The sequence below is a fragment of the Microvirga sp. Mcv34 genome (assembly GCF_024519725.1).
Lineage (GTDB): Bacteria > Pseudomonadota > Alphaproteobacteria > Rhizobiales > Beijerinckiaceae > Microvirga.
The window spans coordinates 1-4,353 of record NZ_JALJRK010000171.1 but is presented as its reverse complement, the minus strand read 5'-3'; the positions used below and the strand labels follow the sequence as shown (position 1 = coordinate 4,353).

Here is a 4,353-nt window from a genome sequence, read left to right as displayed (position 1 = left end):
TGCGCCTATGTCGCCCGCCGATATGAACGCGACGACCGGTGGCGCGGCGACGGGTATCGCCGGCCGCCACGCGGCTATGACCGCGACCCTGGTGAATACGACGAGGGTTACGAGCGCCCCGTTCGCCGCTACGTCTACTGACGAGACGACCGTGCGGGACCACCCCGGAACCGGAGGCGTGAACGGATCCTCGGCCTCCGTACCCCCTCGTACCTACTCCCCCAGGGCGCGAGGGTTACCTACTCGGGGTCCGCCCAGAATCGCAGCAGGAACGTATTCTCGAAGATGCCTTTTGGGGAGGCTGACATATGAGAATCCACATTTCCGCCTGCACCGACAGGGTGTTCGCCGAGGGCGTGCTGCCGTTGGCCCATCTGACGGAGAGTTCCGCGTTCGCCGTCAACGACAATGCGCTCCGCTCGCAGGGCAAACTAAGAATTCGCCTGCATTTGAGACGCACGGCTTGCCTCGGGCAACAGGCCGCTAGGTAACTCCAGGTAAGCATTGAGTGCGGCACAGCACATCCGTTCGACCACCCATGAGTTAGCGTTCGCCTGCCTTTGATGGAGGCTGCGATGAACCAAGTCATGTCCTACTGCACGGCGCGGCTCTTCTCACGGGCTTTCGTGCCGCTCGCCCTACTCCGGCCCAAAGAGATCGAGCCCGGCAACGACAATGTCCCGCCGATCTCGCTCCCATCCCTGTGGCGATGAGGACGTCCGCGGGATTTCGGGCGCCGATGCAAGCCCATTCGGCTCGTCCATGATGGCTGTTGCTTAACTCCTTTGGACATTTGAACCAGCATGCTCCCGGCTGCGACATTCCTATGCCGTCGACTCTATGACTCGGCCCGAATGGAGAGGATCTTGAACGCCGCCCATGACCTTGAAGAGATCGTCGATCTGTTTGCCATCGGCAGACCGATGCGCAATGCCGCGCTCATGCCGGTGAAGGTCGCGACCCTGCCTCTTCGAAAAGCCGTGACCGTGGTGATCGAGGACTGGTCCGACGACAAGTTCAGGCAGTTGAGCGCCATCATTCAACGGCAAACGGGCCCCGCCATCCGCAGCCTCGACGACATCAGGCGCCTCTACCAGTGCGCCGTTTCCGGCGCCATCTGCGGTTGCCAGCGAGCAGGCCCGACCGACCTCTGAGAGAGTGGCGAACGCAGGCCTGTTTTGCGCGAAGAGAGACCGCGCACCGGAACGAGAAAGCATCGGGTGTGAGTTCGACGTGATTTCCTATGTTTCAAGCCGGAACCGGCGTCGTTTCGAACGAGCTATGCGTCGGATTATACGGGATATGTGCTGAATATCGCTCGACTCTTCGTCGGGCTTGAGATTTCCTTCCTGCCAAAATCGGAGGAAACGAAGATCTGCCATGGTTGAGGACGAAGACGACTTTGCCGAACCGGCCCCGAGCAACCCGGCCCAAGACAACTGGGCGCGAGCCTTCCGCTGGGTCGGTCTGGCCTGCGGCATCGCGATGCTCGGATGGACCGCGTTTCTCCTCCACTGACCCGCGATGTTCGGCTCCCGGCTTGCCGCTACGGCAGACAACCGAGCGAACGCGCTAGGGGCCCCATCAACGGATCGTAGAACTGCCTGCGGGCGATTGGATACCTAACCCGGATCTCATGGGTGGCGCCGCAGCCCTCGACGGCCTTCGCATAGACGATGTCGCGCCCCCGGGTACCGGAGGCGACAAGCCAGTTCTTGCCTTGAGCCTTGTAGGTGACGGTCACGCCCTCGTCGCGCAGACGCTCAAGCAGCCAGGTCCGATACGCGGCGAAATCCTCCGCGACCGTCGTCGCGCTGTAGCTCCCGAAGACGCGAAGCTCCGCGCCGTCGGCGGTTCGGAAGGTGCGCCCGTCGCCGTTTGCCGGCGCAGGCTCGGCGCTCGTGAAGATCCCCGGCACGTCGAGCGACGTGCCGAAACGCGCGTTGCGGTAGTGACCCCAGGCGTCGTCGATGCGCGTCAGGTCTTGTCCGAGGCTCAGGTCGGGCAGGAGAATCAGGCCGGCTGCAAGGGCCGAGCGGATGCGCCTGGCCATGGCCCGTCCTTACGGCTTCACCACGCGGTCCAGCTTGTTGTTCACGAAGAAATACAGCTCGCGTCCGCCGGGCTCGGAATAAAGCACCTGGACCTCGCGCTGCCCCTTGCCACTCTCGCCGACGAGCACATCGGTCGCGGGCTTGCCCTTCAGGCGCACGAGATCGCATTCCGTAATGCCGGGCTCGATCGCGGTGGCCGTTCCCCAGGCCCTGACGGTGCACTGGCCATCCGGCCCGAGCACGGGGCCGTCGATTTTAGGCCCAAGAGACGCCGAAGGTACGGCGGGAGCCGGCAACACGACCGGAGCAGACGGGGCATTGCCCGTGCTGGTGCAGCCGGCCAGAACCAACGCCGCGAAAGCGACGCCCGAGAGAACCTTCATACGCATCACCATCAATCCCCGCTGTCGACCGCCCTCGCCTGTAGGGCCTGTTCGAAAAGCCGCTGCACATCGGCCCTGAAGGCCTGCCGCGACGTCTCCCGCGAATAAAACATGTGGCCGCCGTCGTAAACACTCAAAGCCACCCGCCTCTCCGGCCCAAGGTCGGGAAGCTGGTTCAAGAGAAGCTGTGAAGCGTAATAGGGCGTCACAAGATCGGTGAAGCCGTGAGCGACGAGGACGCGCAGCTTGCCGTCGAGGGACAGCGCCTGGCGCAGTTCGTCGAGATTTTCAGGGCCGTTGCGACCGCCGCCCCAGCGCCATGCGCCGGTGACCGATCCGTTCAGCAGGTTGTAGCGTCCTTCGGCCTTGTAGTTCAGGGTGTCGGTCAGATGATGGATGATCGCGCTCGTCAGAGGCGCGGTCATCGCGTCGAGCACAGGATCCTCGAAGCGTGATGACTGGGACGTCGGATTGGGATCGGCACCGGCCACATTGGTGTCGTAGGCGCTCACCACCTCCGACGCTTCCCGCCGGAGCTCCCGCTGCGCCGTGCGCATGTCGATGCGCCCCGCGAGGCGCCGCGTGAGTTCGGGATCGAGCCCGCTGAATTCCGCCACGCGACGGCTGATCCGGTCCACGGCGTCTTTGTCCTGCAAGCCGCGCATGAGATCGATGAGATACTCGCCCGACGCGTAGGTTTCCGCATCTTTCAGCGCATCGCGAGACACGGCTCCATTCCGAGACAGTCTCGCGGCGGCCAGCGACGGCAGGAGCGCCGCATGAGTCCAGGGAGCGCCCGCTGTCCCCTGCTCGAGCCAGTCGAAATCGAAGACCGGCGAGACGAGGACAAGCCCGCTGAAGCCGACGCCCTGGTCGCTCTGCAGCTTCTGGGCTAGGAGCGGGCCGCGGAAGCCGCCATAGCTCTCGCCGACGAAGAATTTCGGCGAGGTGAGCCGGTTCTTCTCCTTCAGCCAGCGCATCACCACGGCCGCGAGCGCATCGATGTCGCCCTGGACGGAATAGAGCCGCTCCCGCACCTGATCGCCTCCGACCACGCGGCTGTAGCCGGTGCCGGGCGGATCGATGAACACGAGATCGGTGAAGTCGAGCCATGTTTCCGCGTTGGGCACGAGGGCCGTCGGAGCCGAGGGGCTGATCGCCGGCCCGTTCATCGGCAGGAGCCAGGGGCCGATGGCGAGAAGATGCAAGTAGGCCGACGACGCGCCCGGTCCGCCGTTCACGGCGAACGTCACCGGTCGCGTCGCGGGATCCGCGTCGTCCCGCGTATAGGCCACGAACCCGATCTCGGCCTGGGGCGCGCCCTGCTGGTCGGTCAGGGTCAGGTGTCCCGCCGTGGCGGTGAAGGACAGGCTCCGGCCCGGGAGCTGCAGGCTGTGACGGGTCACCGATTCCGGCGGCAGGGCCTGCGCGTTCCTCGCCTGGGTCCGGGCCTCGGTCTGGGCCTGGGCCTGCGGCCGGCGCGCCTCCTGCTGGCCTTGGGCCTGCTGGTCCCGACTGCCCGCCTGCTCCTGCGCGCCCGCTGCCAGGGGCGTCGCCAAGGACAGGACAAGGGCGGCATAGAGAGGAAGGCGCGTCGCTCGGGTCATCGGGAAATCCTTGTTTGGCCTGCGTGAAACTGGAGAGTATCCCTCCCGTTGCAAGCACGAAATCGATGAAGTCTTCGTGTTCGGCTGCCCGATTGCGAGCCTCATCCAGGTCACGGCGGGCTTATGCCCGCTATCGGGCTCGGGTGAGTGCGCTCGGTATCAGTCCCGGCCGGAGCAAAGTGGAATGGAAGGGCATCCGTCGCTCGCCGTCATCATCGGCCTCGTGCCGCTGATCCCGATGGAGTGAAGCGCCGAGCCTTTCCGGATCGGGATGGCCGCCCCTCATGGCGCAGGTGTCATTCCCGTCCG

7 protein-coding genes are annotated in these 4,353 nt (G+C 65.0%); 4 read left to right on the top strand and 3 right to left on the bottom strand.

All coding sequences use genetic code 11. From position 1 onward, the window contains the following. Positions 1 to 308: 308 nt before the first annotated feature. From OC446_RS29495 to OC446_RS29480, 4 genes are all read left to right on the top strand, one after another. On the top strand, positions 309 to 491 hold the full coding sequence (locus OC446_RS29495) for a hypothetical protein (protein ID WP_262032461.1): 183 nt from the start codon (positions 309 to 311) through the stop codon (positions 489 to 491). An 84-nt stretch (positions 492 to 575) separates the two neighbouring features. Next, on the top strand, positions 576 to 713 hold the full coding sequence (locus tag OC446_RS29490) for a hypothetical protein (RefSeq protein WP_262032460.1): 138 nt from the start codon (positions 576 to 578) through the stop codon (positions 711 to 713). A gap of 153 nt (positions 714 to 866) precedes the next feature. Then, positions 867 to 1,154: a hypothetical protein gene (locus OC446_RS29485; RefSeq protein ID WP_262032459.1), complete on the top strand. Its 288-nt coding sequence runs from the start codon at positions 867 to 869 to the stop codon at positions 1,152 to 1,154. Positions 1,155 to 1,380: 226 nt separating this feature from the next. Continuing rightward, on the top strand, positions 1,381 to 1,518 hold the full coding sequence (locus OC446_RS29480) for a hypothetical protein (RefSeq protein WP_262032458.1): 138 nt from the start codon (positions 1,381 to 1,383) through the stop codon (positions 1,516 to 1,518). A gap of 28 nt (positions 1,519 to 1,546) precedes the next feature. Here the strand turns inward: OC446_RS29480 and OC446_RS29475 are convergent, their stop codons facing one another. From OC446_RS29475 to OC446_RS29465, 3 genes are read right to left on the bottom strand one after another with little or no spacing between them, the layout of a single operon-like run. After that, on the bottom strand, positions 1,547 to 2,053 hold the full coding sequence (locus tag OC446_RS29475) for a hypothetical protein (RefSeq protein WP_262032457.1): 507 nt from the start codon (positions 2,051 to 2,053) through the stop codon (positions 1,547 to 1,549). A 9-nt stretch (positions 2,054 to 2,062) separates the two neighbouring features. Beyond that, positions 2,063 to 2,437 (bottom strand): hypothetical protein, encoded by a 375-nt coding sequence (locus tag OC446_RS29470; protein ID WP_262032462.1) that lies wholly within the window; start codon positions 2,435 to 2,437, stop codon positions 2,063 to 2,065. A gap of 11 nt (positions 2,438 to 2,448) precedes the next feature. Then, positions 2,449 to 4,044: a S10 family peptidase gene (locus OC446_RS29465; protein ID WP_262032456.1), complete on the bottom strand. Its 1,596-nt coding sequence runs from the start codon at positions 4,042 to 4,044 to the stop codon at positions 2,449 to 2,451. Positions 4,045 to 4,353: the final 309 nt, after the last annotated feature.

What these genes read in the sequence shown, in the direction of transcription:
- OC446_RS29490 (WP_262032460.1), top strand. Translation starts at nt 576, where the DNA reads ATGAACCAAGTCATGTCCTACTGCACGGCGCGGCTCTTCTCACGGGCT.
- OC446_RS29470 (WP_262032462.1), bottom strand. Translation starts at nt 2,437, where the DNA reads ATGAAGGTTCTCTCGGGCGTCGCTTTCGCGGCGTTGGTTCTGGCCGGC.
- OC446_RS29480 (WP_262032458.1), top strand. Translation starts at nt 1,381, where the DNA reads ATGGTTGAGGACGAAGACGACTTTGCCGAACCGGCCCCGAGCAACCCG.
- OC446_RS29475 (WP_262032457.1), bottom strand. Translation starts at nt 2,053, where the DNA reads ATGGCCAGGCGCATCCGCTCGGCCCTTGCAGCCGGCCTGATTCTCCTG.
- OC446_RS29465 (WP_262032456.1), bottom strand. Translation starts at nt 4,044, where the DNA reads ATGACCCGAGCGACGCGCCTTCCTCTCTATGCCGCCCTTGTCCTGTCC.
- OC446_RS29495 (WP_262032461.1), top strand. Translation starts at nt 309, where the DNA reads ATGAGAATCCACATTTCCGCCTGCACCGACAGGGTGTTCGCCGAGGGC.